Origin of the sequence: Streptomyces sp. Ag109_O5-10, assembly GCF_900105755.1 — a bacterium.
Classification (GTDB): Bacteria; Actinomycetota; Actinomycetes; order Streptomycetales; family Streptomycetaceae; genus Streptomyces.
In genome coordinates, this window is record NZ_FNTQ01000001.1 from 4,694,415 (window position 1) to 4,721,378 (window position 26,964).

Annotated in this window: 22 protein-coding genes; 10 read left to right on the plus strand and 12 right to left on the minus strand. The window is 68.7% G+C overall.

What is annotated here, in order from left to right; all coding sequences use genetic code 11:
- Window positions 1-187: 187 nt before the first annotated feature.
- On the minus strand, window positions 188-1,318 hold the full coding sequence (gene dnaN, locus BLW82_RS21450; protein ID WP_093500822.1) for a DNA polymerase III subunit beta: 1,131 nt from the start codon (window positions 1,316-1,318) through the stop codon (window positions 188-190).
- Window positions 1,319-2,291: 973 nt separating this feature from the next.
- Window positions 2,292-4,292: a chromosomal replication initiator protein DnaA gene (dnaA, locus tag BLW82_RS21460; RefSeq protein WP_093500824.1), complete on the minus strand. Its 2,001-nt coding sequence runs from the start codon at window positions 4,290-4,292 to the stop codon at window positions 2,292-2,294.
- A 373-nt stretch (window positions 4,293-4,665) separates the two neighbouring features.
- Here dnaA and rpmH point away from each other — a divergent pair, with 373 nt between their 5' ends.
- The 9 genes from rpmH (at window position 4,666) to BLW82_RS21505 (ending at window position 11,699) form a co-directional block, all read left to right on the plus strand.
- The gene (gene rpmH / locus BLW82_RS21465; protein ID WP_015659252.1) at window positions 4,666-4,803 is read left to right on the plus strand and encodes a 50S ribosomal protein L34; all 138 of its coding nucleotides are present in this window, start codon (window positions 4,666-4,668) and stop codon (window positions 4,801-4,803) included.
- A 21-nt stretch (window positions 4,804-4,824) separates the two neighbouring features.
- Window positions 4,825-5,196 (plus strand): ribonuclease P protein component, encoded by a 372-nt coding sequence (gene rnpA / locus BLW82_RS21470; RefSeq protein ID WP_093500826.1) that lies wholly within the window; start codon window positions 4,825-4,827, stop codon window positions 5,194-5,196.
- Entirely contained in the window at window positions 5,193-5,558 is a 366-nt protein-coding gene (gene yidD, locus BLW82_RS21475; protein WP_093500828.1) for a membrane protein insertion efficiency factor YidD, read from the plus strand. The genes rnpA and yidD overlap by 4 nt, the downstream gene beginning before the upstream one ends.
- Window positions 5,559-5,561: 3 nt before the next feature.
- Window positions 5,562-6,893, plus strand: coding sequence for a membrane protein insertase YidC (yidC, locus tag BLW82_RS21480; RefSeq protein ID WP_093500830.1), 1,332 nt, complete (start codon window positions 5,562-5,564; stop codon window positions 6,891-6,893).
- A gap of 15 nt (window positions 6,894-6,908) precedes the next feature.
- Window positions 6,909-7,424, plus strand: a complete 516-nt coding sequence (locus BLW82_RS21485; protein WP_093500832.1) for a Jag family protein — start codon at window positions 6,909-6,911, stop codon at window positions 7,422-7,424.
- A 116-nt stretch (window positions 7,425-7,540) separates the two neighbouring features.
- The gene (rsmG, locus tag BLW82_RS21490) at window positions 7,541-8,257 is read left to right on the plus strand and encodes a 16S rRNA (guanine(527)-N(7))-methyltransferase RsmG (protein WP_093500835.1); all 717 of its coding nucleotides are present in this window, start codon (window positions 7,541-7,543) and stop codon (window positions 8,255-8,257) included.
- Window positions 8,258-8,555: 298 nt separating this feature from the next.
- A complete protein-coding gene (locus BLW82_RS21495; protein ID WP_093508184.1) occupies window positions 8,556-9,629 on the plus strand; it encodes a ParA family protein in 1,074 nt (357 codons plus the stop codon).
- Window positions 9,626-10,747 carry a ParB/RepB/Spo0J family partition protein gene (locus tag BLW82_RS21500; protein WP_093500837.1) on the plus strand — a complete coding sequence of 374 codons (1,122 nt, stop codon included), beginning with the start codon at window positions 9,626-9,628 and terminating at the stop codon, window positions 10,745-10,747. Before BLW82_RS21495 ends, BLW82_RS21500 begins: the two co-directional genes overlap by 4 nt.
- Window positions 10,748-11,081: 334 nt before the next feature.
- Window positions 11,082-11,699 carry a GNAT family N-acetyltransferase gene (locus tag BLW82_RS21505; RefSeq protein WP_093500839.1) on the plus strand — a complete coding sequence of 206 codons (618 nt, stop codon included), beginning with the start codon at window positions 11,082-11,084 and terminating at the stop codon, window positions 11,697-11,699.
- A 53-nt stretch (window positions 11,700-11,752) separates the two neighbouring features.
- Here BLW82_RS21505 and trxA read toward each other — a convergent pair whose 3' ends face one another.
- From trxA to BLW82_RS21540, 7 genes are all read right to left on the minus strand, one after another.
- A complete protein-coding gene (gene trxA, locus BLW82_RS21510; RefSeq protein WP_093500841.1) occupies window positions 11,753-12,085 on the minus strand; it encodes a thioredoxin in 333 nt (110 codons plus the stop codon).
- Window positions 12,086-12,132: 47 nt separating this feature from the next.
- On the minus strand, window positions 12,133-13,101 hold the full coding sequence (trxB, locus tag BLW82_RS21515; RefSeq protein WP_093500843.1) for a thioredoxin-disulfide reductase: 969 nt from the start codon (window positions 13,099-13,101) through the stop codon (window positions 12,133-12,135).
- Window positions 13,102-13,292: 191 nt separating this feature from the next.
- On the minus strand, window positions 13,293-14,201 hold the full coding sequence (locus BLW82_RS21520; RefSeq protein WP_093500845.1) for an anti-sigma factor family protein: 909 nt from the start codon (window positions 14,199-14,201) through the stop codon (window positions 13,293-13,295).
- Window positions 14,198-14,923: an RNA polymerase sigma factor SigM gene (gene sigM / locus BLW82_RS21525; protein ID WP_093500847.1), complete on the minus strand. Its 726-nt coding sequence runs from the start codon at window positions 14,921-14,923 to the stop codon at window positions 14,198-14,200. Before sigM ends, BLW82_RS21520 begins: the two co-directional genes overlap by 4 nt.
- Before the next feature lie 35 nt (window positions 14,924-14,958).
- Window positions 14,959-16,680, minus strand: a complete 1,722-nt coding sequence (locus tag BLW82_RS21530; RefSeq protein ID WP_093500849.1) for a protein kinase family protein — start codon at window positions 16,678-16,680, stop codon at window positions 14,959-14,961.
- A gap of 118 nt (window positions 16,681-16,798) precedes the next feature.
- Entirely contained in the window at window positions 16,799-19,123 is a 2,325-nt protein-coding gene (murJ, locus tag BLW82_RS21535) for a murein biosynthesis integral membrane protein MurJ (RefSeq protein ID WP_093500850.1), read from the minus strand.
- A gap of 45 nt (window positions 19,124-19,168) precedes the next feature.
- A complete protein-coding gene (locus tag BLW82_RS21540) occupies window positions 19,169-21,604 on the minus strand; it encodes a DUF6049 family protein (protein WP_093500852.1) in 2,436 nt (811 codons plus the stop codon).
- A gap of 288 nt (window positions 21,605-21,892) precedes the next feature.
- Here BLW82_RS21540 and BLW82_RS21545 point away from each other — a divergent pair, with 288 nt between their 5' ends.
- On the plus strand, window positions 21,893-23,335 hold the full coding sequence (locus BLW82_RS21545) for a CCA tRNA nucleotidyltransferase (RefSeq protein WP_093500854.1): 1,443 nt from the start codon (window positions 21,893-21,895) through the stop codon (window positions 23,333-23,335).
- A gap of 87 nt (window positions 23,336-23,422) precedes the next feature.
- On the opposite strand, the gene BLW82_RS21550 is transcribed toward BLW82_RS21545, so the two are convergent.
- The 3 genes from BLW82_RS21550 to BLW82_RS21560 form a co-directional block, all read right to left on the minus strand.
- Complete coding sequence (locus tag BLW82_RS21550) at window positions 23,423-24,718, minus strand: MFS transporter (RefSeq protein ID WP_093500856.1); 1,296 nt, start codon at window positions 24,716-24,718, stop codon at window positions 23,423-23,425.
- A gap of 139 nt (window positions 24,719-24,857) precedes the next feature.
- Window positions 24,858-25,940: an inositol-3-phosphate synthase gene (locus BLW82_RS21555; RefSeq protein WP_093500858.1), complete on the minus strand. Its 1,083-nt coding sequence runs from the start codon at window positions 25,938-25,940 to the stop codon at window positions 24,858-24,860.
- A gap of 43 nt (window positions 25,941-25,983) precedes the next feature.
- Complete coding sequence (locus BLW82_RS21560) at window positions 25,984-26,667, minus strand: PadR family transcriptional regulator (RefSeq protein ID WP_093500860.1); 684 nt, start codon at window positions 26,665-26,667, stop codon at window positions 25,984-25,986.
- Between the last annotated feature and the right edge of the window lie 297 nt (window positions 26,668-26,964).

Consider the following 26,964-nt stretch of genomic DNA (forward strand, 5'->3'; position numbering starts at 1 on the left):
AGTTGGTTCCTTAGGTTGCGGTGTGGCAGGGGAGGCACGTTCGTGCCCGCGTCCGAGCCTAATCCCGGCCCTTTGCGCACAGTTGTGGGCATAGCCGCTCACCTGGGGAAACCCACCGGACGTCGATGCCGGATACCCACAAGGGACACCCGGCACCGTGCACAGCTGTGGACAACTCGGCCGATGATCAGCCGCTGAGCCGCACCGGCATGATCAGGTACTTGTACGCCTCGTCCGCCTCGGCGTCCACCGCGGGCTTGCCGCTGAGCAGCGCCGGCTTCGTGGACGTCGTGAACGACAGCTGGGCCACCGGGGAGTCGATCGCGCTCAGGCCGTCCAGCAGGAACGTCGGGTTGAAGGCGATCGAGATGTCGTCGCCGTCCAGCTGGGCGTCGACCCTTTCCACAGCCTGTGCGTCGTCGCTGGAACCGGCCTCCAGGATCAGCACACCCTGCTCGAAGCTGAGCCGCACCGGGGTGTTCCGCTCGGCGACCAGGGCGACGCGCTTGACGGCCTCCACGAAGGGGGCGGTCTCGATCACGGCGACGGAGTTGAACTCGGTCGGGAACAGCGTGCGGTACTTCGGCAGGTCGCCCTCGAGCAGCCGCGTGGTCGTGCGGCGGCCGGCGCCCTCGAAACCGATGAGCCCCTCGCCCGCGCCCGAGCCGGAGAGCGCCAGGATGACGCTGTCGCCGCTCGTGAGGGCCTTGGCGGTGTCCAGGAGGGTCTTGGCGGGCACCAGGGCGACCGCGGAGGCCTCCGGGTTCTCCGGCTTCCACAGGAACTCGCGGACCGCGAAGCGGTAGCGGTCGGTGGAGGCCAGGGTGACCGTGTCGCCCTCGATCTCGATGCGCACACCGGTGAGCACCGGCAGCGTGTCGTCACGTCCGGCGGCGATGGCCACCTGGGAGACCGCGGAGGCGAAGACCTCGCCGGGGACCGTGCCCGTCGCGTTCGGCATCTGCGGCAGGGACGGGTACTCCTCCACCGGCAGGGTGTGCAGCGTGAACCGGGACGATCCACAGACCACCGTGGCCCGTACACCGTCTGTGGAAATCTCCACCGGCCGGTTGGGGAGCGCGCGGCAGATGTCGGCGAGCAGGCGGCCGGAGACGAGGACCGTGCCCTCCTCCTCGACCTCGGTCTCGACGCTGACCCGTGCGGAGACCTCGTAGTCGAAGCTGGACAGGCTCAGCTGGCCGTCCTCGGCCTTCAGCAGCAGGCCGGCGAGGACCGGCGCCGGCGGACGGGCCGGGAGGCTGCGTGCCGCCCACGCCACTGCCTCCGCGAGTACGTCGCGTTCCACCCGGATCTTCACCGTAAGCCCGCCTCCTGCTGTCGCCGGGGCTTCTCGCCCTGCTGCGTCTTCGTCGTCTGTCCCGGTGTCGTCGGCCCCGGGAGGGGAAGAACACCGGGGACCAGTCTGACGCACCGCACTGACAGCTGGTGCCTCTCGGGGTCAAGTCGTGACGAGGCGCGGTCGGAGGCCGGAGAGCGAGTTGTGCACAGGGCCCTCTTCGAAACGGATTCCCAGCTCTCTCTAGTTGTCAGTAGTAGTAGGGGCTGTGGATACCGTGGATAACCTCGTTTGCCCAGCTCAGGGCCGAGATTTTGTCCACTGCCCCTGTGGGTGGACCCGGTGGACAACTGGGTGCCGCTGTGGAGAACAGAAAGTTCTGCACACGCCATGCACAGCCCGGGGGGACTTCTCCCCAAGGCCGTCCCCAGCTTTACCCACCTTTCCCACAGGCCAACCCGGCACCTTTGTGTGACGCCTTTCACTCGACCCGGTGAGCGGGCGCGTCACGTTGCCGAACAGTGGACAGCGGTGTGGAGAAGCCGGGGATCGTTGGGGACAACCGACCCTCACCCTGTGGGCGACCGGTGGACAACTTCGTGCACAGCCTGTGGATCTTTTCTTCGTCCACAGTCTGTGGAGATCCGTTGTCCACGATTCCACAGCCACCTGAGCTGCCCTGATGCGGTTTGAGCCCCCAGCCTGTGGACGGCGTTCGGGACAACTTCACAGTCCCCAGGGTGTGGACGCAAGAAAGCCGGCAAATCTGTGGAGGACGGCCGTAACCAGCCTGGTAATCGAACAGCGGGGGCGTCCGCTCGCGACCTCGTTCAGGGCACGCGCCCCCGTCAGGGGTGCGGGGAACTGCGTGCCAAGCCCCCGCCGGGCCCGCGGCAGGCCACATCCTGGGCCACCCCAGAACGCGAAAAGGCGCCCCGGGATCTCTCCCAAGGGCGCCCTGCACGCCGTGGAAGCGTCGGACGTGCCGCCGCCGCTACCCGTTCTTGATGCGGTTGGTCAGCTCGGTGACCTGGTTGTAGATCGACCGCCGCTCCGCCATCAGCGCCCGGATCTTCCGGTCGGCGTGCATCACGGTCGTGTGGTCCCGGTTCCCGAACTGCGCCCCGATCTTCGGCAGCGACAGATCCGTCAGCTCCCGGCACAGGTACATGGCGATCTGCCGCGCCGTGACCAGCTGCCGCCCGCGCGAGCTCCCGCACAGGTCCTCGACCGTGAGCCCGAAGTAGTCCGCGGTCGCCGCCATGATCGCCGTCGCGCTGATCTCCGGAGTGGAGTCCTGCCCGCCGGGGATCAGGTCCTTCAGCACGATCTCGGTCAGCCCGAGATCGACCGGCTGCCGGTTGAGCGACGCGAACGCCGTCACCCGGATCAGCGCGCCCTCCAGCTCACGGATGTTGCGCGAGATGCGGGAGGCGATGAACTCCAGCACCTCCGGCGGGGCGTTCAGCTGCTCCTGCACCGCCTTCTTGCGGAGGATCGCGATCCGCGTCTCCAGTTCAGGCGGCTGGACGTCGGTGATCAGGCCCCACTCGAACCGGTTCCGCAGCCGGTCCTCCAGCGTGACCAGCTGCTTGGGCGGCCGGTCGCTGGAGAGCACGATCTGCTTGTTCGCGTTGTGGAGCGTGTTGAAGGTGTGGAAGAACTCCTCCTGCGTCGACTCCTTGTCCGCGAGGAACTGGATGTCGTCGACGAGCAGGATGTCCATCTCGCGGTAGCGCTTGCGGAAGCTGTCGCCCTTGCCGTCGCGGATGGAGTTGATGAACTCGTTGGTGAACTCCTCCGAGCTCACGTACCGCACGCGCGTGCCGGGGTAGAGGCTCCGCGCGTAGTGCCCGATCGCGTGCAGCAGGTGCGTCTTGCCGAGTCCCGACTCCCCGTAGATGAAGAGGGGGTTGTACGCCTTCGCGGGCGCCTCGGCGACGGCGACCGCGGCGGCGTGCGCGAAGCGGTTGGACGCGCCGATGACGAACGTGTCGAAGAGGTACTTCGGGTTCAGGCGGGCGGTCGGCTCACCGGGGCCGCCGGCCGGCGCGGGCTTCGCGCCCAGCGGCCCGGGGCCGCCGGCACTCGGCAGGTCCGGCCGTCCGGTACCGCCGCGGTGGCCCTGGCCCTGGCCCGGGCCACCCGAGGGGTCGCCCAGCTCACGGCGCCCGGAGTCCCGGTCGTAGTCGGAGCGGTCGTGGGCGGGCCGCTCGTACTCGGAGCGGTCGTGGGCAGGCCGCTCGTACTCGGAGCGGTCGTGGACAGGCCGCTCGTACTCGGAGCGCTCGTAGTCGGGCCGCTCGTAATCAGGGCGCGGCGGTTCGTACTCCGCGCGCTGCTGCTCGTACGGGGGCCGGTCCAGCGGCTGCTGCGGGCGGTACTCCTGGGCGTACGAGTCCTGGCCGCCGTAGCCGTCCGAGCGGTACGTGTCCTGGGACGGCGAGGCATACGGGTCGCGCTCCGGGAAGCCCAGCCGCGGCTGCTGCCAGCTGTACTCGTCCTGGCCGGGGCGCGGCCAGGCGCCGGGCTCGGGGCGCTGGTACTCGGAGGGGTAGGCGGGGCGGGCGGTGGGGAGCTGGTCGCGGCCGTCCCGGTCCGGCAGCTGCTCGGCGCGGTGGCGGCCGTACCCGCCGCCGTCGTACTGCGAAGACGGGGACTCCGGCTCGTCGTAGCGCTGTTTCTGCACAGGGGGCGCCGGCGGGGCCGGGGGCTCGCCCGCGGACTCGTCCACGGTGATCGCGATCCGGATCGGGCGCCCGCACTCGCGGCTCAGGGTCTCGCTGACGATCGGTGCGAGACGGCCCTCCAGTACGTTCTTCGCGAATTCGTTCGGTACGGCGAGGAGGGCGGTGTCCGCCACCAGCGCGAGCGGCTGACAGCGCCTGATCCAGTGCTCGTCCTTCGCCTCCACACCCTGACCGCGGCCCTCGCCCAGGAGCTGCTCCAGTACTCGTGGCCACACTGCGGCAAGATCGGCAGGTACGTCAGCCACAGGGCACGCTCTCTCACAGGTCCCACGAACGTGTGGTTCGAGGACGGGTCGGGATGAATATCGGGTCGGGCGGGGATAAAGGAACGAATCGGAGTTCAGCCACGGTAGTCAGCGTGGCGGGTGCGGTTCAAGTTGTTGTCCCCAGCCTGTGGATAGTGTCTCTCGGTCACTGCTGGTTTGACCGAATGGCGTAGCCCCGCGTACCGTAACCAGGTCGAGTTGTCGATGGCTGCTGCCGCCTGCCTCCGATGGGCACAGATCGCTGAAGGTGATCGGGAAGCGGTGCACTCGGGCGTGATGCGAGCTACTCGTGGGCGCACGGTGACAGCCAGGACGGCACCCGCCACCACCGATTGATTTCTGGAGCCCCCGAGTGAGCAAGCGCACCTTCCAGCCGAACAACCGTCGTCGCGCGAAGACCCACGGCTTCCGCCTGCGGATGCGCACCCGTGCCGGCCGCGCGATTCTCGCGAACCGTCGTGCCAAGGGTCGCGCCAGCCTGTCCGCCTGATCCCGATCAGGTCATGACGTCGTGCTGCCTACCGAGCATCGGCTGAGGCGGCGCGAGGACTTCGCGACCGCGGTACGACGGGGTCGCCGGGCAGGCCGCCCGTCCCTCGTCGTCCACCTTCGTAGCGGTGCCACGGACCCGCACGCGCCTGGGGAGAGCGCTCCCCCGACGCGTGCGGGTTTCGTCGTGAGCAAGACCGTGGGTGGTGCCGTTGTGCGCAACACAGTGAAGCGCAGACTGCGCCATCTGATGCGTGAGCGAGTCGCCCTGTTCCCCCCCGGTAGCCTGGTAGTCGTACGAGCGCTGCCCGGAGCGGGCGACGCCGACCATGCACAGCTGGCCCGAGACCTGGATGCCGCCATCGAGCGGCTGCTGGGAGGGGGCGCGCGATGAAGTACCCGCTGCTGGCTCTGATCAAGCTGTACCAGTGGACGATCAGTCCGCTGCTGGGGCCGGTGTGCAAGTACTACCCGTCGTGCTCCCACTACGGCTACACGGCCATCGACCGGCACGGTGCGATCAAGGGCACGGCACTCACGGCCTGGCGCATCCTGCGGTGCAATCCGTGGTCGCTCGGCGGTGTGGACCATGTTCCGCCGCGCAAGCGCCCGCGGTGGCACGAAATGCTGCGTGACGCCTGGCGTGCACGCAGGGGCGGGCCCTCCGCCGCCGAACCGGCCACCGAGGAGAAGCCTCCCTCCGAGCTTCCTTCGAGCCCGGCCGCAGAGACTTCGTCCCATGCCCAAGGAGCATGATTAGTGGACACGATTGCCAGCCTGTTCAGCTTCATCACGACACCCGTCTCATGGGTCATCGTCCAGTTCCACTCGGTGTACGGGAAGATCTTCGGTCCTGACACGGGCTGGGCCTGGGGCCTGTCCATCGTGTCCCTGGTGATCCTGATCCGCATCTGCCTGATCCCGCTCTTCGTGAAGCAGATCAAGGCGACCCGGGCCATGCAGACGCTCCAGCCCGAGATGAAGAAGATCCAGGAGCGCTACAAGAACGACAAGCAGCGCCAGTCCGAAGAGATGATGAAGCTGTACAAGGAGTCGGGTACCAACCCGCTCTCCTCGTGCCTTCCCATCCTGGCGCAGTCGCCGTTCTTCTTCGCCCTGTACCACGTGCTCAACGGCATCGCCACGGGCTCAACGATCGGCGTCATCAACGAGTCGCTGCTGGCCAGCGCTCGTAAGGCCCACATCTTCGGGGCACCGCTCGCCGCGAAGTTCACGGACGGATCCTCGAAGGTGGAGGCGCTCGGCGCCTCCCTCACGGACGTCCGGGTCGTCACCGCGGTCATGATCGTCCTGATGTCGGCGTCGCAGTTCTACACGCAGCGCCAGCTGATGACGAAGAACGTCGACACCACGGTGAAGACGCCGTTCATGCAGCAGCAGAAGATGCTGATGTACGTCTTCCCGGTCATGTTCGCCGTCTTCGGTATCAACTTCCCGGTCGGCGTCCTCGTCTACTGGCTGACCACCAACGTGTGGACCATGGGCCAGCAGATGTACGTCATCCGCAACAACCCGACCCCCGGTTCCAAGGCCCAGGCCGCCTACCTGGAGCGCCTCACCAAGCACGTCACGCACCACGGAAAGACCCGTCGGCGCAGCGAGAAGACCATCGTCAAGGCGATCGTCGCCAAGGGCCGGGACCGCAATGAGTTCGAGCGCTCGTTCATCAACGCGCTGACCAAGGCCGGCCTCGTGGCCCAGGCCGACGGCACCGTGGCGAAGGGCGAGGCCCAGGCCGTCGGGCAGACCGAGGACGGCGTCACCACGACCTCCGGTGCCGCACGGCGCCAGCAGCCCAAGCGCCAGACCAAGGCCCAGCGGCAGTCCGGCGCAGCGAAGGCGGGCGGCGACTCCACCTCGGATCCGTCGGCTGCCTCGGACGCATCGGCCTCCTCGGACCAGTCGGCTTCGGAGAGCAAGACGACCTCGCTGGAGAAGTCCGACGAGCCTCAGGACGCCAAGCCGACCGCGAAGCAGGCCCCGAAGGGCGGTTCCAACGGCCGCAGCAGGGCCCAGTCCGGTCAGCGCAAGGGCGGTCCGCAGCGCCCCAAGTCCCCGTCCAAGAAGTAAGAAGGAGTCCATCCCGTGACGGAAGGCACCACCACCTCCGCCGCTGCCGAGGGTGCAGACACCCTGACCCGCCTGGAGCAGGAGGGCGAGATCGCGGCGGACTACCTCGAAGGCCTGCTGGACATCGCCGACCTGGACGGCGACATCGACATGGATGTCGAGGCAGACCGCGCGTCCGTGTCGATCATCAGCGACTTGGGCGGCCGCGACCTGCAGAAGCTGGTCGGCCGCGACGGCGAGGTGCTGGAGGCGCTCCAGGAGCTGACCCGCCTGGCCGTGCACCGGGAGACCGGTGACCGCAGCCGGCTGATGCTCGACATCGCGGGCTACCGCGCCAAGAAGCGCGCCGAGCTCTCCGAGCTGGGTGCCAAGGCCGCCGCCGAGGTGAAGAGCACCGGCGAGCCCGTGAAGCTCAAGCCGATGACCCCGTTCGAGCGCAAGGTCGTGCACGACGCGGTCAAGTCCGCAGGGCTGCGCAGCGAGTCGGAAGGCGAGGAGCCACAGCGGTTCGTCGTCGTGCTGCCCGCCTGAGCGGTCCCCCGCATGACCGGCCCCGTCTGTTGAGCAGGCGGGGCCGAACTTTGTCAGCCTGGTAGTTCTGATGGCCGGTGCGCGGAGCGCCGGCGCGGTACGGAAGGACGGTCCCCGTGACGGAGGCTGCGGAGCTCCCCCCGGCGCCCGAACAGGCGCGGGAAGTGTTCGGCGAGCGCTTCGGCGATGCGGTCCGCTACGCGGAGCTGCTCGCCGAGGCAGGCGTGCAGCGTGGTCTGATCGGCCCACGGGAAGTGCCCCGTCTGTGGGAGCGGCACTTGCTGAACTGCGCGGTGCTCTCGGAGGCCGTCCCCGAGGGGGTGACGGTGTGCGACGTGGGGTCCGGAGCCGGTCTGCCGGGCATTCCGCTCGCGCTGGTCCGGGAGGACCTCAACATCACCCTGTTGGAACCGCTGCTGCGACGGACCAACTTCCTGACCGAGGTCGTCGAGCTGCTCGGCCTGGACCATGTGACCGTGGTGCGGGGTCGCGCCGAGGAAGTCATGGGCAAGCTGCCCCCGGTCCACGTGGTGACGGCCCGTGCCGTGGCCCCGCTGGACCGGCTGGCCACCTGGGGTGTCCCGCTGCTGCGTCCCTACGGCGAGATGCTCGCCCTGAAGGGGGACACGGCGGAGGAGGAGCTGAAGGCCGCGGCCACCGCGCTCAGCAAGCTCGGTGCGGTGTCCACGTCCATCCTGCATGTGGGTGAGGGCGTGGTGGATCCGCTGTCCACGGTCGTCCGTGTGGAAGTCGGGGAGAGCCCCGGCGGTGTGCGCTTCGCGGCCAAGCGGGCTAAGGCAGCCCGGACGGGGAGGGCGCGTAGGCGCCGCTGATCCGTCCTGACGACCAGACGTACTCCACACAAGCTGCCAAACCTACGCATGACGGAGTGTCGCGGCTTTTCGGAAGCGCTCGCTGTGCATCGTGTTTCACGTGAAACGTCGCTCACTGCTACACGGCATCATCGGCCGGGGCCGCGCCGCGGCCGAACCGCGCGACCGAAAGCCCCTCGGATCCCTCAGAGAGGGGGCCTCTGGTGACGCTCCGTCCTCCCTGCGGGGCACGGAGTTGTCCACAGAGGTGGATTTCTCCACAGAACACCAGGCCTCACTGGTTCACGACCCCGAAGACATGGGAGGCTCTGTTCATTGCGAGCCTGAAGTCGAGGAGAGTGAATCCTTGCGGTCCGACGCCAACATCGCGGGACCGATGACCGATCCGGTCCCCGGTCCCCGTACCGAGTCGATGGGGGCGGATGTTTCACGTGAAACACCGCCTCCGATGGACGACACTCCCATCGGTCGTGCTGCCCAACTCGCGGTGGAGGCTCTGGGCCGCGCCGGCGAAGGCCTGCCGCGTCCGGAGCAGACCAGAGTCATCGTGGTCGCCAACCAGAAGGGTGGCGTGGGTAAGACGACGACCACCGTCAACCTTGCCGCGTCCCTGGCTCTGCACGGCGGCCGCGTGCTGGTGATCGACCTCGACCCACAGGGCAATGCGTCCACTGCGCTGGGGATCGACCATCACGCCGAAGTCCCGTCCATCTATGACGTGTTGGTCGAGAGCAAGCCGCTGGCCGAGGTCGTCCAGCCGGTGGTGGACGTCGAGGGTCTCTTCTGTGCCCCCGCCACGATCGATCTCGCCGGTGCGGAGATCGAGCTGGTGTCCCTGGTGGCGCGGGAGAGCCGGCTGCAGCGGGCGATCCAGGCGTACGAGCAGCCGCTGGACTACATCCTCATCGACTGCCCGCCCTCGCTCGGCCTGCTGACGGTCAATGCGCTCGTCGCGGGCGCAGAGGTGCTCATCCCGATCCAGTGCGAGTACTACGCGCTGGAGGGCCTGGGCCAGCTGCTGCGCAACGTCGACCTGGTACGGGGGCACCTCAACCCCAACCTGCACGTGTCGACCATCCTGCTCACCATGTACGACGGCCGGACGCGTCTCGCCTCCCAGGTCGCGGACGAGGTGCGCAGCCACTTCGGCGACGAGGTGCTGCGGACGAGCATTCCCCGCTCGGTCCGTATCTCCGAGGCGCCGAGCTACGGGCAGACGGTACTGACCTACGATCCTGGATCGAGCGGTGCCCTCTCGTACCTTGAGGCGGCCCGAGAAATCGCGCTGAAGGGCGTCGGGGTCAGCTACGACCCGACACAGGCCCATATCGGCGCTCAGACCAACCCGAGCATGGTGGAAGGGATCCAGTGAGTGAGCGACGGAGGGGGCTGGGTCGTGGTCTGGGTGCACTGATCCCAGCTGCCCCGACCGAGATGACCCCGGCCCAGACGGCCGTAGGGGGAGCGGCAGTTCCGTCCCCCGCCGCGGCTCCGGTGCTGACGACCGACCGTGGCGTTGCCGCGGCCAAGGTGACGACGCTGCCGGCTGTTTCACATGAGACCGAGGAACCCTCGGTGTTCGGCGTCGGGGGAGGAAATGCGGAGACGCCTGCTCCTCCGATGGGCGCCCACTTCGCGGAGATCCCTCTCGACGACATCACGCCGAACCCACGTCAGCCGCGTGAGGTCTTCGACGAGGACGCGCTGCAGGAGCTGGTCACCTCTATCCAGGAGGTCGGTCTTCTCCAGCCCGTCGTCGTACGGCAGCTGGGTCCCTCCCGCTACGAACTCATCATGGGCGAGCGGCGCTGGCGGGCCTGCCGTGAGGCCGGCCTGGAGGCGATCCCCGCGATCGTCCGGGCGACGGACGACGAGAAGCTCCTTCTGGACGCGTTGCTGGAGAACCTGCACCGCGCTCAGCTCAACCCGCTGGAAGAGGCCGCCGCCTACGACCAGCTGCTGAAGGACTTCAACTGCACGCATGACCAGCTGGCCGACCGTATCGGCCGCTCTCGCCCGCAGGTCTCCAACACCCTGCGCTTGCTGAAGCTCTCCCCGGCGGTTCAGCGCCGGGTGGCCGCCGGAGTCCTCTCGGCCGGGCACGCGCGGGCGCTGCTGTCCGTCGACGACTCGGAGGAGCAGGACCGGCTGGCCCACCGGATCGTCGCCGAGGGCCTCTCGGTGCGGGCCGTCGAGGAGATCGTGACCCTCATGGGCTCGCGACCCCAGACGGCGACACGTGCCAAGGGACCGCGGGCCGGTGCCCGGGTCTCCCCGGCCCTGACCGACCTCGCCACGCGGCTCTCGGACCGCTTCGAGACGCGGGTGAAGGTCGATCTGGGCCAGAAGAAGGGCAAGATCACCGTCGAGTTCGCTTCCATGGAAGACCTTGAGCGGATCCTCGGCACCCTCGCCCCGGGTGAGGGACCGGCTCTGCACCAAGGCCTCCATGACGGCGACTCCTCGGCCTCCGAGGAGCCCGAGGACTAGTCGCCCCGGGTGTCTCCCACCCGGTCGGCGTCCCGGCGCCCAGAGAGCGGATCGTGTCCGATGTGTACCGGAACACGGCCCGCTCTTTGCTTTCTGGCGGTATCGATGGAAACGCTGTGTGGATACGATGCGTTCGGTATGGCGCATCCACCTGGCAGCTGGCAGCACCTCTGAGAGAGGCGGGGGCCATGCGATCGATGAGCCGCACCGGACTGGTGAGCGCGGGTCTGGGACTGGGCGCGACCGTCGGTTTCTTCGGCAGTCTGCTCAGGGAACGCAGCGCTCTGACAGCCGCTCGCGACGCTGCGGGCGAAGGAAGCGAGGAACAGCCTTCATGGGGCGTCGGCTCGTACCGCTCACGCTGGACAACCTTCAGGACCTTCCCCAGCGCTGTCGCTCGTGTGTCTTCTGGGAACTGGACCCCGTCAGCAGCGAAGCAGCGGTGAGATCGGGTACAGCCGCGCTGGAGAAGGAATCCTGGATCTCCGCCGTTCTGCTCGACTGGGGGTCGTGCGGCCGAGTGGCCTACGTCGACGACGTGCCGGTGGGCTTTGTGCTCTATGCTCCGCCCGCCTACGTCCCGCGCTCCACAGCGTTCCCGACGAGCCCGGTGTCATCGGATGCCGTGCAGCTCATGACCGGCTTCATCATGCCCGGCTATCAGGGGCAGGGGCTCGGACGCGTGATGGTGCAGACGGTCGCCAAGGATCTGCTGCGGCGGAGCTTCAAGGCGATCGAGGCATTCGGCGACGCTCGCTACAAGGAGCCGGCCTGCCTACTCCCCGCCGATCATCTGCTGGCGGTGGGCTTCAAGACGGTTCGGCAGCACCCCTCGCATCCTCGGCTGCGGCTGGAGCTGCGGACGACGCTGTCCTGGAAAGAAGACGTGGAGCTGGCGCTCGACAGGCTTCTGGGGGCCGTACAGAAGGAACCGGCGCTGCGACCGCTCTAAAGCGAATGGGCCAACCCCGGGGGGGTTGGCCCATTCGTGTTTCACGTGAAACATCACTCAGCGATGAAGTCCTCAAGGTCGCGCAGAAGCGCTGCCTTCGGCTTGGCACCGACGATGGTCTTGGCGACCTCGCCACCCTGGTAGACGTTCAGGGTCGGGATCGACATGACACCGTACTTGGCCGCCGTGTCCGGGTTCTCGTCGATGTTCAGCTTGACGATCTCGATCTTCTCGCCGTGCTCGGCGGCGATCGCCTCAAGCGACGGGGCGATCTGGCGGCACGGGCCGCACCACTCGGCCCAGAAGTCCACCAGGACGGGCTTGTCACTCTTGAGGACGTCCTCGTCGAACGTCGCGTCGGTTACTGCCTTCAGGGTGCCGGCCACGGCGGGCTCCTTTACTTGATCGTGCGGTGGGGCGGAAGGGGGAAAGATCAGACGGAGGTCTTCTCGGGCTCGGCCTTCTCCTCGTCCGCGAGGGCGGCGAGGTAACGCTCAGCGTCGAGTGCGGCAGAACATCCGGTACCGGCCGCGGTGATCGCCTGTCGGTAGGTGTGGTCCACTACGTCACCCGCGGCGAAGACACCCGTCACGTTGGTGTGCGTCGACGGGGAGGCGACCTTGAGGTAGCCCTCCTCGTCGAGGTCCAGCTGGCCCTTGAAGAGCTCGGTGCGCGGGTCGTGGCCGATCGCGATGAACAGACCGGTCACGGGCAGGTCGGAGAGCTCGCCGGTCTTGACGTTGCGCAGCTTCAGACCGGCCAGCTTCTGGTCGCCCTGCACCTCGGCGATCTCGCTGTCCCAGGCGAACTTGATCTTCGGGTCGCCGAAGGCACGCTCCTGCATCGCCTTGGAGGCGCGCAGGGTGTCCCGGCGGTGGACGATCGTCACGGACTTGGCGAACCGGGAGAGGAAGGTGGCCTCCTCCATCGCGGTGTCACCACCGCCGATCACGGCGATCTCCTGGTCCTTGAAGAAGAACCCGTCACACGTGGCGCACCACGAGACGCCGCGTCCGGAGAGGGCGTCCTCGTTCGGCAGACCGAGCTTGCGGTGCTGGGAGCCGGTAGCGACGATGACGGCCTTCGCCTTGTGGACCGTGCCGGCAGTGTCGGTGACGGTCTTGATCTCACCGGTCAGGTCGACAGAGACGACATCGTCCGGAATCAGTTCGGCACCGAAGCGCTCGGCCTGCGCCCGCATGTTGTCCATGAGCTCGGGGCCCATGATGCCGTCGCGGAAGCCCGGGAAGTTCTCCACGTCGGTGGTGTTCATGAGGGCACCGCCTGCGGTGACGGCCCCCTCGAACACCAGGGGCTTCAGCGACGCGCGCGCGGTGTAGAGCGCCGCCGTGTAGCCGGCGGGCCCGGAGCCGATGATGATCACGTTTCGGACGTCGCTCACGGCTTGATTCCTCGTCTCTGGTCTACGTCATTCGACCGGTGGGAACTCCTCAGAAGCTCTCACCCCACCCAACGGATCCTAAGGGGCGCGCATTCCCGGTGTGCCCGGGCACACGGGGATCCCCTACCGTACGGATTTCCGCGCCGGACCAAGAGATGCGTTCTCTGCCTGAGAGCCTTGCCGGCGGAGGCTCAGGGACGCGCCAGGGACTCCGTCAGCAGGACCTTGCCGGGAGACGCGGAGGCCTTGCCGTCACAGGTTGCGTCGACGATGAAGGCCGTCACCCGGGAGGTGTCGGAGGCATCGGGGAGAACGACGAGGAAGGCGTCCTTCCCTTCGTACGTCCCCTGCTTCGCGCCGATGACATCGCCGGTCTGGCTGATACCTGACCGGACACACGTCGGAACAGGTACCGAGGGCTGGATCCGGGTGGTGTACGGGGTTTCCGTGGAGCCGGCTCCCGAGGGCTGAGACTCGATACCGAAGGGCTTCTGAGAGCCGCGCCGGGTGTTCGCCTTCGTGCCGAGGAGATCCTGCACCTGGCTCTGGAGGGTGCCCTTGGAGAAGCTCCCGGCGGAGCTGGTCGGCTTGCCCTGCGCGGTCGTCGTTCCGTTGTCTCCGAGCGAATGGAGGAAGAACGAACCGGCGCCCAGGACGGCTGCGGTCAGCACAGTGCCGAGGGCGATGGTGCGGCGGCGTCGGCCACGGTCGCGTCCGCGGTCCTTGCGGCCGGGGCCGGCGGAGGCGTTCGGGCGCCCAGCGGGACGGACTCCGGGGGGCGACATCTCGCGAGGCGATGTTTCTGGGGGCGATGTTTCACGTGAAACATGTGCCACGGATGCCGTTAGGTCGAGCAGAGCCTCGGCCGCGAGGGCGGCGTCGATCCTGCCCGCGACGTCGACCGGCATCTGCGGGGGATCCGGCAGTGCGCCCAGCAGACCCCGGATCTCCTCCAGCGAGGTCTGGACGTCGGTGCAGAGCTCGCACCCGTCCAGGTGCTGTCGTACTTCCTCCGTCCGGGCGGGTGGTAGCAGACCTTCGGCGAGGTCGGAGATCTCGGCGACGTCCGGGTGCCCGGCCGTGTCTGTCGTCGACGTCACGGTCGCCCACCTCCGCCCTTCACTGCGGCTGAATCACTCGGCCCGGTGTCCTGGGGGTCCTCGTTCTGAGGCCCCGCTGCGGGTGGGACGGATGTCCCCTCCGTCCGGTTCCGTGCCGGCGCCGGGTCGTTCTCGTCGGCGGTGTTTTCCGGCCGTAGATGGGTGAGCAGCGGCAGGAGTCTGGCTCTGCCGCGAGCGCAGCGGCTCTTCACCGTCCCGGTGGGGACATCGAGGATCCGGGCCGCCTCGGCGACCGGATAGCCCTGCATGTCGACCAGGACAAGGGCGGCGCGCTGATCGTGGGGCAGGGTGCCGAGGGCTTCCAGGAGCTGACGATGCAGATCGTTCCGCTCGGCCGGAGCGGAGGCCGATTCATGCGGCTCCAGCAGTTGCTCCAGCCGCTCGGTGTCGTCGACGGGGGCGGTCTTGCGGGAGGCAGCCTTGCGGGCGCGGTCGAGGCAGGCGTTGACCGTGATCCGGTGCAGCCACGTTGTGACGGCCGACTGGCCGCGGAAGGTGTGGGCGGCCCGGTAGGCGGATACGAGGGCGTCCTGGACGGCGTCAGCGGCCTCCTCACGGTCCCCCAGGGTCCGTAGGGCGACCGCCCAGAGCCGGTCCCGGTGTCGCCGCACGATCTCACCGAAGGCATCGGGGTCGCCTTCCACATGGCGGGCGAGCAGATCCTGATCGCTCACTCCGCCGTTTCCGGCGCCTTCCGTCATCTGCCCCCTCCGCCTTCGGTGCCGCCGGTGAGACGTCAGCCGGTGAACTTCACCTCGGTGACGGCCTGCTTGTAGCCGGCCTGTGCGTACGCGTCGGGATCCGCTCCGGAATTCGGCACGGCGGTGATCCACATGAGCACGAACTGGCTCTTCACCTTCTTGCTGACCTTCACCGTGGCGGTGTTCCCGGTGGTGGTGACGCTGCCGATCTTCGTCATCGAGCTGATCGAGCCCGGGGTCAGCGAGTCGGCGGCGTACAGCGCGACCGTTGTGTGATCGCCAGAGTAGCGAAGGGAGATGGTTCCCGTGGCGAGTTCCCTGGCGGAGCCCAGGTCGTAGACGATGCCCACGCCCGGCTTGTACGGAGCCAGCTCCGGCCCGCTCAGGAAGGTATTCGTCCTCCAGTAGGTCGAGGTGCTGCCGTCGTACGTCTTGTTGACGTCGTTCGGATGCTGGGCCTCGCCCGTGGCGACGTACTCCTGTGCGTTCTGGATCTTTATCGCTGCGGCCGGCGCCGAGCTGGCGCCGTTCTTGTCGCCGCCGTCCGTCGTCTGGGTGTGGGTGGTGTCGTCGGACTTGTCGCCCTGGTGCATCAGGGCGTCCGCCAGCTGCCAGCTGCCCAGGCCCAGGGCGGCGATGAGGAGGGCCGAGACGCCCCATTTCAGCGCCTTGCCGGTGCGGCTCTGGAGCGGAGGTGGCGGGGCCTGCATGGGCTGCGTCACGCCGGGCGGCGTGGGGCGGCCGTAGGTGCCCTGCTGGTACGTGGTGCGCTGGTACTCGGGCGGCGCGGTGAACGCGGGCTCCGGCGGGCGGATGCGGGGCATCTCGCCGATCGCCTTCACCAGCTCCTCCGGCGTGGTGCAGGCGGACTCGTGGCGGGAGGCGGTGGCGCCGTCGTTGACGAGGGCCCGCATGGCGAGCTCGGACAGGCCGCGGTGGACGCCGGCACGCACCTGGTCGGGTGCGATCAGACCGACGTCCTTGGGGAGCCCGGCCAGGCCGTAGGCGTCGTTCTCGTACGGCCAGCGCTGGGTCAGCGTCGCGTACAGCAGGGCGCCGATCGCCTCGGTGTCGGTGCGCTGTGGGGTGTCGGAACTGATCCCGCGCAGCGCCGCGTTCACCGCGAGGCCGCGGATGCGCCACTGGCCGGTGGAGGTGCGCAGCACGGCGTTCGGGTTCAGGCGGAGATGGGCCAGCCCCTCGCGGTGCGCGGCCGCCATGGCGGAGGCGATCTGACTGACCATCTGGTAGGCGTCGTGCGGTTCCAGCGGTCCGACCGCGAGCAGCGCGGTCAGCTCCGTGGCGTCCGGCAGCCACTCGTGGACGACGTAGACGAGGTCGTTCTCCTCGACGGCGTCCAGGACCTGTACGAAACGCGGATCCCCGAGTAGCGCGGCGGACCGGGCGGCGGCCAGCACCGCACGGGTCCGCAGATGGTCGGAGGGCAGGATGTGGACGCCGACGGCGCGACGAAGTTTCTCGTCGACCGCACGCCAACTGCTGAATCCGTCCAGACGGGTGACGCACTCCTCAAGACGGTAGCGTCTGGCGAGCTTGTGCCCGCTGTGCAGTTCAGGGGGTGCGGCCTGCTTCTCAGCACCCGCGGCCATGCCGTTTCCCTGTGCTTCGTCGCTGTCCGTGTCCCGCTCCGGGTTCTTGGCCACCCCGTCGGCCGTGGACTGGTCCGCCTTGGCGGTCAGCGGCTTGTCACCGCTGTTGTCTGCCACGTCGACGGCAGCCGTGCTCCGTTCCGCCACCGTCGTTCCTGCCTCCCCATCCGTTGCACGCTGTCCGACGCCGAAACCAATTGTGCCCACAGTCCCCCGCTATGCACGACACGCGGCGGCGAACGATGGTTGTGCGCTTACCCCCGTCTCAGCGACCCAGACGCCCGCGCACCATACCCACGAGGGAGTTGAGCTCCTCGATGCGCATGCGGCGCGCGGCGACGTAGAAGACGCCGAGCAGGACCGCCCCGCCGGCCAGCAGCGAGGCGAAGGAACCGATGACGCCCTGCCCCAGAGTGTGGCCGATGCCGTAGCAGGCCGCACCACTGAGCAGCGCGGCCGGTACGGACGCGATGCAGAGCCTGGCATAGGTGCGGGTGACGCGGGAGCCGTCCAGGTCGCCGCCGAGCCGCTTGCGCAGCCGCCGCCAGGCCACTCCGACGCCGATCGCGTAGGCCAGGCCGTAGGAGGCCGCCATGCCGGCCACCGCCCAGCGGGCCGGGAGCAGCACGTAACAGGCGACCGAGGCACCCGCGTTGACCGCCGCGACGATGACCGTGTTGTAGAAGGGGGTGCGGGTGTCTTCGTAGGCGTAGAAGGCGCGCAGGACGACGTACTGCACCGAGTAGGGGATCAGGCCGAGGGCGAAGGCCATCAGCATGAATCCCATGTTGGTGGCCTCGCTGATGCCCGAGGAGCCGAAGATCAGGGTGCACATCGGCACGCCGAGGGCCAGGAAGCCGAAGGAGATGGGGACGATCGCGACGGCGGTCGTCCTGAGGCCCTGGGAGATGTCGTCGCGGACGGCGCCCGTGTCGTTCTCGGCGGCCGAGCGGGAGATCCGCGGCAGCAGGGCGGCCATCAGGGAGACGGTGATGATGGCCTGCGGCAGGCCCCAGATCAGCTGTGCGTTGGCGTAGGCGGCGAAGCCGGTGCCGTCGACCGGGGAATGTTTGCCGGCCGAGGTCGACAGCTGGGAGACGACGAGCGCACCCGCCTGGTTGGCGAGGACGAACAGCACGGTCCACTTGGCGAGGGTCGCGGCCTTGCCGAGGCCGTGGCCCCGCCAGTCGAAGCGCAGCCGCAGCCGGAACCCGGTCTCGCGCAGGTAGGGGATCATCGCCAGGGCCTGGACCACCAGGCCGAGCAGCACGCCGAGGCCGAGCAGCCGCTGGCCCTCCGGCGGAATGTTCGTGACCTTCATCCCGGAGTGCGCGGCGGTGCCGTAGACCCAGATGAACAGGCCGAGGGTGACGATGATGACGATGTTGTTGAGGACGGGAGTCCACATCATCGCGCCGAACTTGCCGCGCGCGTTGAGGATCTGACCCATCACCACGTGGATGCCCATGAAGAAGATCGAGGGCAGGAAGTAGCGGACGAAGGTGATGCCGACCTGGTTGGCCGCCGGGTCGCTGGCGACCGAGTCGGACAGCAGGCGGATGAGGAAGGGCGCGGCCGCGATGGTGGCCGCGGTGAGCAGGCCCAGCGCCACCATGACGAGGGTCAGCAGGCGGTTGGCGAAGGCCTCACCGCCGTCGTCGTCCTCCTTCATGGCCCGCACCAGCTGCGGCACGAAGACGGAGTTGAGGCCGCCGCCGACGGTCAGGATGTAGATCATCGTCGGCAGCTGGTAGGCGACCTGGAAGGTGTCGCCGAGCAGGCCGACGCCCAGTGCGGAGACGATCAGCGCGGAGCGGACGAAGCCGGTGAGGCGGGAGACCATCGTGCCCGCCGCCATCACGGCGCTCGACTTGAGCAGGCCCGCGGCCTTTCCGCCCTTCTTCGCGGGGGCGGGCGGCGGGGCCGCGGCGGGTACGGCACCGAGGTTCAGGGTCTGGTCGATCGCGGCCGTCGGGGCAGCCGGTGGCGTCGGCGCTGCCTGGTACGGCGGCACCTGGGCGGGCCCGCCCGGGGCGGCCGTCGGCCCCGGCACCGCCGGGGACTCCGGCGGGCGCTGACCGCCGCCCTGCTGCGGGTCCCGGTAGCCGTTCTGCTGCTGGTTCCGGTAGCCGCTCTGCTGCTGGTCGCGGAAGAGGTGCGCGAAGGCGTCCGGCTCGTGACGTTCCTCACCGGAGTGCGAGACCAGGTCGTCCACGCCCACGAACTGGGTCGTGCGCGGGTTGTCGCCGTACGGCAGGTACTGGCTCGCACCGTCCGGCTCCGGCGCCGGGGTCTGGGCCCACACCTGAGGGTCGGGGGCGTACGGCGACTGGGCGGGCTGACCGTACAGGGGCTGCTGCGGGTAGCTGCCCGGAGCCGGCGGGGGGTGCGCGGCACGGTCGTAGAGCGCCTCCGCGACCGGGTCCTGGGCGGAGAGGTCGCGTGCCCGGTAGGGGTCCTGGTCGTAGGCGTCCTGGAGGTACATGTCAGCCGCGTGCTGCGGCGGAACCTGGCCGGGCTCCGGCGGCGGCTCGGGGTAGCCCGAACCGGCCGCGCCCTGGCCGCTTTCACCGTTGTACGGCGCGCTCATGGTTACCCCACCTCATCGTCCCGGGCCCACCGGCCACGACATCGCTCAACGGTCCACTCTCTCACCCGTCTCGGACGGGTCGGCGCTTTCCGGTGCGGTGTCCGGTGTCGGGTCACTCGGCTGCTCCGGGTCGTCTTCCCGGGCCCCGGCGACGGATTCCTCCCGGAGACGATCCTCACGGGCGGCGGGGTTCCCCGGCCCGTCGGCGTCCTCGGTGTCCCCCGGGTTCTCGGCCTCCGCCGTGCCGGGAGCCTCCGGGGCGCCGGGAGCGCCGGGAGTGCCCTCGCCCTCCGTGTCGGGGCCGCCGTCCTCTTCGGCCCGCCGGGCGGCCGCCCGCTTGCGCTGGGTGTACATCCGGAAGCCGGCGAGCACCAGCAGCAGCACGCCTCCGCCGATGACCAGCATCACGGTCGGGGTGACCTCGGTGACCTTCACGTCGAAGCGGACGGGAGCGCCGTACTCCTGCCCGTCCTCGGTGTAGAGCTGGGCGGTGACCTCGACCCGGCCGTTGGCGTTGGCCGAGGTGGAGAACTTCACGGACTGGCTGTGGCCGCCGGAGACCTCGACCGGCTGCTCGTAGTAGGGCTTGCCGCCGATCTCCAGTCGGGTCGGCATGGTCGAGGTGAGGCGCAGGACGAGGTGGTCGACGCCCTGGACCAGGTTGTTCTGGACGGTCACCGGGATGGTGGCGCTGCGGCCGGAGAGCTTGGTCTCGGACTTGTCGATCAGCTTGACCTGGCCGGTGAGGTCGTCGAGCCAGGACTCCACGCTCGTACGGAAGCTGTCCGCCTCACTGCCGCGGCCCCGCCACGACGTGGACATCTCGCGGTTTATGGCCCGCCCGAAAGGGGTCACCACTCGGGACTCGTCGGTGAGGATCACCTGGAAGTTGTCGAGCTTGTCCTGGGTGCGGGCGATCTGCTCGAAGGCCGTCCGGGGCAGCTCCCGCTTGCGCAGTGCGGAGGGGTACGCGGACGACGAGGGGATCTTCGTGGTCGCGGCGGGATCGGGCTTGGCCTTGGCGGCCGCCTCCAGGTCCTGGGACTGCGACCAGTTACTGTCCTGCAGCGCCGTGATCGCCGTCGCCATTGCCCCGGCCTGGCTGATCGACGGCATCCGCTGTGGAGCGACGACGATACTGCGCTGCTTTCCGGTCTGGGTGTTCAGCGCCAGGCTCTGGGCGAGGAACTGCTGAACGGCCAGCGTCGACGAGTCGGCGTCCGTCAGATCGCCCTGGAACGCCGTGGACAGCCGCGCGTCGGCGACCACGGCAGTCGTGCCGCCGCCGATCGGACGCGCCGCCGAGGGCGTGTAGGTCAGCCCGCCGGTCTCCTGGAGGCTGTCGCTGCGGGCGATCACCTTGTCGGCTCCCGCTGAGGTGGCGACCTTGATGATCGAGGGGTCGACCGCGCCGCCCACGGGCCACGCGAAGTCGGTGCTCGGTGTGACATGGAGCACGGTCTTCACGGTGGTGGCGGCGACGTCGGTGGCGTCCTTGAGATGGCTCAGCGAGCCGGTCACGCTGGTGCCGTTGTGGGCGAGCGAGGCCAGGTCCGGGTCGGCGAAGGGGAGGGCCACCACCTCCTTGTCCGCCACCGCGTCCTGCAGGTCGGACAGGAACTGCTTGGCCACCGCCTGATGGGTGCCGGCCGCGGTGGTGTCGCCTGCGCCCTGGATCCGGTAGTTGCGCGTCATCGCGTCCACAGAGGCCAGCAAATCCGGGTCGATCACCCAGGTGACCTCGAGATCCTTGCCGAGCGCCAGCATCTGGGCCAGCCGGCCGCCGGGCGCGATCTCCTTGGCGAGGTCGTCGTTCTGGAAGACGGGGGTCTGCAGTTCGCCGGCGCCCGTCTTCGCCGTCACGTGGACGGTGGAGATCAGCGGCCAGAGATACGTCGTCTTGGTCTTCGTGTCGGCCTCGGAGGACTGCCACGGCAGGAACGTCCGCTGGATACCGAGGACCTGGTCCCACTGCTGCGCGGAGGTCTTGCCGGACAGCGACACGCCGAACTGGTACACGCCGTCCTGGCCGAGGTCCAGCTTGTCGACCGGCACGGAGATGCTGAAGTGCTCGGCCACCCCCGGGGGGAGCGAGGTGAAGTCCTCGGTGTATTTGCCGCCGACCTCGGTGCCCAGGGGCGCCTGGAGGTCGTCGGAGTGCCGGGCGGCCGTGTCGATCTCCGAGCGCGCGCTGAGCAGGGCGCCCGTCCGCAAGTCCACATGGGCGTCCGTGACGGCCTGCTTGCCGTTGTTGGTCACAGTGCCGGAGACCGTCAGCGTGTCCCCGTCGGTGGGGGCGCTGGGGCTCAGTGAGTCCAGTGCGACGGACACGGTGTCCGAGCCGGCCGCGTGCGCCGGTACCGCCGCGGACAACTGCATCAGTCCGGCCAGCAGGGGCGCACCCGCGAGCAGTGCCCCGGTGCGCCGCAGCCAGCGGCGGGCAGGTGAGGGCGTCCCCTGGAAGTCTGCCGCCTCGGCCACGCGCTCGTCCGTCCCTCGTCGTCGTCAGTGGTCGTCGGAATGTGCGTCCACGCATGGTAACGAGGTGCGCTGAACGGAAGTGCCGCGGTCCGCCTCACAAGATCAGAAGAGCAGAGCGGACCGTCCCCTATATCCAGTATCGTCGGGAGACTCGTTTAAGCGGCGAAAGCTGGGCTTGTGCGGGTACGAAGTGAGGTGTCCCACTCTCCGCACGGGGAGGCTTTACGCGGGGCGCTGCCGGAATATGGCGGCGCTTCGGACCGTCCGGGGCACGTACCCTGTTCTGTTGTGCCGAACGCCAATGAAGACACTCCCACTGTCCTGAGCCAGGCGCAGCAGCGCGCGGTGAGCGAACTGCTGCGGGTGGCGCCGGTCGCCGACGACCTCGCCCGCCGATTCGAGGAGGCCGGGTTCTCCCTCGCCCTGGTCGGTGGCTCGGTTCGGGACGCGTTGCTGGGCAGGCTCGGCAACGACCTGGACTTCACGACCGACGCTCGTCCCGAGGACGTACTGAAGATCGTCCGGCCCTGGGCCGACGCCGTCTGGGAGGTCGGGATCGCCTTCGGCACGGTTGGCGCGCAGAAGCAGGGTTACCAGATCGAGGTCACCACCTACCGCTCCGAGGCCTACGACCGCACCTCGCGCAAGCCCGAGGTGTCGTACGGGGACTCCATCGAGGAGGACCTCGTCCGCCGTGACTTCACGGTCAACGCGATGGCGGTGGCGCTGCCGCAGAAGGACTTCATCGACCCCCATGGCGGTCTGGAGGATCTCGCACTGCGCGTGCTGCGTACCCCGGGGACGCCCGAGGAGTCCTTCTCGGACGACCCGCTGCGGATGATGCGAGCTGCCCGCTTCGCCGCGCAGCTCGACTTCGAGGTGGCCCCCGAGGTCGTCGCGGCGATGAAGGACATGGCCGGCCGTCTGGAGATCGTCTCGGCCGAGCGGGTCCGGGACGAGCTGAACAAGCTGATCCTCTCGGCCCACCCCCGCAAGGGGCTGACCCTGCTCGTCGACACTGGTCTCGCCGACCACGTCCTGCCCGAGCTGCCCGCCCTGCGCCTGGAGAGCGACGAGCACCACCGGCACAAGGACGTCTACGACCACACGCTGATCGTCCTGGAACAGGCCATGGCGCTGGAGGAGAACGGCCCCGACCTCACCCTCCGGCTCGCTGCCCTGATGCACGACATCGGCAAGCCGCGCACGCGTCGCTTCGAGAGCGACGGCAGGGTCTCGTTCCACCACCACGAGGTGGTCGGAGCGAAGATGGCCAAGAAGCGCATGACGGCCCTGAAGTACTCCAACGAACTGGTGAAGGACGTCTCGCAGCTGGTCGAGCTCCATCTGCGCTTCCACGGCTACGGCACCGGGGAGTGGACGGACTCGGCGGTCCGCCGCTACGTCCGTGACGCGGGCCCGCTGCTGGACCGCCTGCACAAGCTCACCCGGTCCGACTGCACCACCCGAAACAAGCGGAGGGCCGCGGCACTCTCCCGCGCGTATGACGGCCTGGAACAGCGGATCGCCGAACTCCAGGAGAAAGAGGAGCTCGACGCGATCCGCCCGGACCTCGACGGCAACCAGATCATGGAGATCCTGGGTATCCGCCCCGGCCCCGAGGTCGGCAAGGCGTACAAGCACATGCTGGAGCTTCGGCTGGAGAACGGGCCGATGGGGCACGACGCAGCGGTGACCGCGCTCAAGGAGTGGTGGGCCGCGCAAGGCTGAAGGGTCACAGCGGGGTCATGTTTCACGTGAAACATGACCCCGCTGTGACGCCGAGGGGCGATGTTTCACGTGAAACATCGCCCCTCTTCACTGTGGAGCCGTGTGTTCCTGCTGCGGCCGGCGGTCACCCTCGAAGCGGGTCATGACCGCGGCAACCGCTGCGTAGACGAGGGTGACCATGATGACGAGGGTCGCGGAGCGGCCGTCCGGCGGAAGCATCAGTGCGGCTACCGCGGCTGCCCCGACAAAGGCGACGTTGAAGAGCACGTCGTAGACGGAGAAGATCCGGCCGCGGAAGCCGTCGTCGACGGACGACTGGACGAGGGTGTCCGTGGCGATCTTCGCGCCTTGGGTAATGAGCCCCAGGACGAAGGCGGCGACGAGCATGGGGACGGTCGTGAACGGGAGGCCCAGCGCGGGCTCCAGCACGGCGGCGGAGGCGGCGCACACGACGATCCAGCGGCCGGGGCCGAGCCGCCCCGCGGTCCATGGTGTCACCACTGCGGCGGCGAAGAAGCCCGCGCCGGAGATGCCCAGAGCCAGTCCCAGCAACCCGAGTCCGTCGTCCGGGTCGGAGGAGAGGGCGTACCGGCAGAGCATCAGCACCAGGACGAGCAACGCGCCGTAGCAGAAGCGCATCGCCGTCATGCTGATCAGAGCCCAGGCCGCCTCACGGCGGCGCGGTGCGGCGAGATGCCGGATCGCCTCCCGAAGGTCGCGTGCCGTGGTGATCACGGCCGCGCCCAGGCTCGGCCGGGTCGGATGCCGGCCCGGACCGAGGAGGTCGGGAGCCATGGCCAAGGAGGCGAGCGCCGCGCCCAGGTACAGCGTGGCGCCCAGCAGGATCACCACGGCATCGGAATCGGAGGCCACCAGACGTACGGCGAAGGCGAGGCCGCCGCCGGCGGTCGCTGCCAGGGTGCCGGCGGTCGGGGAGAGGGCGTTGGCGAGCACCAGCCGGTCGGTGTCGACCACCCGTGGCAGCGCGGCGGACAGGCCGGAGAGGACGAAGCGGTTGACGGCCGTGACACACAGGGCGGAGGCGTAGAAGAGCCAGTCGGGGACTTGGCTGACCATGAGGACGGCGGTGGCCGCGGCCAGCAGGGCGCGCAGCAGATTGCCGTAGAGGAAGATCTGGCGGCGGCGCCAGCGGTCCAGCAGGACGCCGGCGAAGGGGCCCACGAGGGAGTACGGGAGGAGCAGGACGGCCATGGCCGAGGCGATCGCGGCCGGTGAGGTCTGCTTCTCCGGGGAGAAGACGACGTAGGCGGCGAGGGCGACCTGGTAGACGCCGTCGGCCCCCTGGGAGAGCAGGCGTATGAGGAGGAGACGGCGGAAGTTCCGCAGGCGCAGCAGGACACGCAGGTCGCGGACGACGGGCATGGGGCACAGCCTCACATATGGGGCCGTGCACAGGAGAAGGGTCCCCGGATCGGATGACCCGGGGACCCTTCCGAGCCCTGGCAGGAGCGTTTTTTGCGAGCTTGAGCTGTGGAGCTTCAGTGCCCGGCGGTGTGCCGGGTCAGCGCTCGACGTCGCCGCGGATGAACTTCTCGACGTTCTCCCGGGCCTCGTCGTCGAAGTACTGGACCGGCGGGGACTTCATGAAGTAGCTGGACGCGGAGAGGATCGGACCGCCGATGCCGCGGTCCTTGGCGATCTTCGCGGCGCGGAGAGCGTCGATGATGACACCGGCCGAGTTCGGGGAGTCCCAGACCTCGAGCTTGTACTCCAGGTTCAGCGGGACGTCACCGAAGGCGCGACCCTCGAGGCGGACGTACGCCCACTTGCGGTCGTCGAGCCAGGCGACGTAGTCGGACGGGCCGATGTGGACGTTCTTCTCGCCGAGGTCCCGGTCGGGGATCTGGGAGGTGACGGCCTGCGTCTTGGAGATCTTCTTGGACTCCAGGCGCTCACGCTCGAGCATGTTCTTGAAGTCCATGTTGCCGCCGACGTTCAGCTGCATCGTGCGGTCCAGGATGACGCCCCGGTCCTCGAACAGCTTCGCCATGACGCGGTGCGTGATGGTCGCGCCGACCTGCGACTTGATGTCGTCACCGACGATCGGCACACCGGCCTCGGTGAACTTGTCCGCCCACTCCTTGGTGCCGGCGATGAAGACCGGGAGCGCGTTGACGAAGGCGACCTTGGCGTCGATGGCGCACTGGGCGTAGAACTTCGCCGCGTCCTCGGAACCGACGGGCAGGTAGCAGACGAGGACGTCGACCTGCTTGTCCTTGAGGATCTGGACGACGTCGACCGGCTCGGCCTCGGACTCCTCGATGGTCTGGCGGTAGTACTTGCCGAGACCGTCGAGGGTGTGGCCGCGCTGGACGGTGACACCGGTGCTGGGCACGTCGCAGATCTTGATGGTGTTGTTCTCGGAGGCGCCGATGGCGTCCGCCAGGTCGAGGCCGACCTTCTTGGCGTCCACGTCGAACGCGGCGACGAACTCCACGTCCTTGACGTGGTACTCGCCGAACTGCACATGCATCAGGCCGGGGACCTTGGACGCCGGGTCGGCGTCCTTGTAGTACTCGACGCCCTGCACCAGCGATGCGGCGCAGTTGCCCACGCCGACGACGGCTACGCGAACCGAACCCATTCCGGTTGCTCCCTGTGTGTACGAGTGAGGCCCTGACCGGGTCTCACGTGGCGGTGTCGTCGGACGCATCCGGCCGGAGGGAATCTCCGGACCGGGGCAGGGCGCCCGGCGCTCCATTGTTGGTGTTCTGCTGAGCGGACCCCTCGGAGGCGGACCCCTTCAGGTCCCGCCCGGCCCGCTCGCTCTCGATGAGCTCGTTCAGCCAGCGCACTTCGCGCTCCACGGACTCCATCCCGTGGCGCTGGAGCTCAAGCGTGTAGTCGTCGAGGCGCTCCCGGGTCCGCGCCAGCGAGGCGCGCATCTTCTCCAGGCGCTCCTCCAGCCGGCTGCGGCGGCCCTCCAGCACGCGCATCCGCACATCTCGCGAGGTCTGCCCGAAGAAGGCGAACCGTGCCGCGAAGTGCTCGTCCTCGTACGCGTCGGGGCCTGTCTGGGACAGGAGCTCCTCGAAGTGCTCCTTACCTTCGGCCGTCAACCGGTAGACGATCTTCGCGCGGCGGCCGGCGAGCGGCGCGGCGAGAGCATCCTCGGCCGTACTCCCCGGTTCCTCGATCAACCAGCCGCTGGCGACCAGCGTCTTGAGGCAGGGGTAGAGCGTTCCGTAGCTGAAGGCACGGAACACGCCGAGTGATGTGTTGAGCCGTTTCCGCAGCTCATAACCGTGCATCGGGGACTCGCGGAGCAGGCCGAGGACGGCGAACTCAAGGATGCCGGAGCGCCGGCTCATGATCGCCTCCTCTCGTCCGCGGCTTGCTTATCTCGCTCTGATGTATCGACTCGATACATCCCGACGATAGATCGGCTTTCCCCGTGCGACAAGAGGAACGGCGGTGAACGGGATCACATCACCGATTCGTTGGAGGCAACTTGCCTGATTTGGGGTGAACTTCGGGCCCCGGCGGGTTTTGGTGGTGCGTAGTCTGTGCGGCATGCACACCACCGGGAACCAAGAGACGCCTGGGGGGCGTCGACGTCCTCGGTGCCGTACGGGTGAATGCAGGACCGACCACATCCGTATGTCGGG